Genomic DNA, 560 nt, shown 5'->3' on the forward strand with positions numbered 1-560 from the left:
GTGTCTGTTGCACAATTATGTAAAAGTAGTAATTTTTTGTATTTTGAGGTATGCAAGGCAAAAAGGAATATCAGGAGAAATTATTTACAAGTTTTCAATTAAGTGATCGTGTACCATCGGATAATTTTTACAGGCGTTTATTAGGAGTTTTAGATTTAAATTTTTTGTATTGTTCCACCAAGGATTACTATGGTGTCAGCGGTCAAAAAAGTATTGACCCTGTTGTTTTTTTCAAGCTATGTTTAGTGGGTTATTTAGAAAATATAATTAGTGATCGTAAGCTCATATCTCATTGTAGTATGCGGTTAGATATTTTATTCTTTTTAGGTTATGATTTGGATGAAGAATTGCCATGGCATAGTACGATAAGTCGTACTCGTCAGTTGTTTCCCGAATCAGTTTTTGAAGATGTTTTCAGTAGTATTTTATCCCAATGTATTGCTCAAGGTATGGTAAGTGGTCATACCCAAGTAATAGATTCGGCGCCTGTAAAAGCAAATGCCAGTATGGATAGTTTAGCATTAAAAGTTCCTGTTCAAGATTTAGATGCGTATTTATCC

Annotated in this window: 1 protein-coding gene; it reads left to right on the top strand. The window is 33.2% G+C overall.

Annotation, left to right across the window (positions count from 1 at the left end):
- Nucleotides 1-50: 50 nt before the first annotated feature.
- Nucleotides 51-560, top strand: a 510-nt coding sequence (locus SLH33_RS13020) for a transposase (RefSeq protein WP_320419547.1), incomplete at its 3' end; no start/stop codon positions are given.

Origin of the sequence: Tenacibaculum sp. IB213877, assembly GCF_034043975.1 — a bacterium.
In the GTDB taxonomy this organism is placed as follows: domain Bacteria; phylum Bacteroidota; class Bacteroidia; order Flavobacteriales; family Flavobacteriaceae; genus Polaribacter.